The 288-nt window shown below is 73.3% G+C and carries 1 protein-coding gene; it reads left to right on the top strand.

The genetic code is table 11. The features are described from left to right. On the top strand, window positions 1-288 hold a 288-nt coding region (locus LVY72_RS24150), incomplete at both ends, for a glycine cleavage T C-terminal barrel domain-containing protein (RefSeq protein WP_308190870.1).

The raw sequence follows: 288 nt of genomic DNA, 5'->3' as shown, positions 1-288 counted from the left end.
GGCGGCTTCGTCGGCCGGGAGGCCCTGGAGGCCCGCAAGGCCGAAGGGCCGCAGCGGAAGCTGGTGGGCCTGAAGGGCCTGGGCCGCCGGGCCGGCCGCTCGCACTACCCGGTGCTCAAGGACGGCACCGTGGTCGGCGAGGTCACCTCCGGACAGCCCAGCCCGACCCTGGGCTACCCGGTGGCGCTGGCCTACGTCCGGCCGGACCTGGCCGAACCCGGCACGCAACTCGACGTGGACCTGCGCGGCAAGCCCGAACCGTTCGAAGTCGTCGAACTTCCCTTCTAC

This window comes from Arthrobacter hankyongi (assembly GCF_022012395.1).
Taxonomy (GTDB): Bacteria; Actinomycetota; Actinomycetes; order Actinomycetales; family Micrococcaceae; genus Crystallibacter; species Crystallibacter hankyongi.
This window is presented reverse-complemented; position numbering and strand designations above follow the sequence as displayed.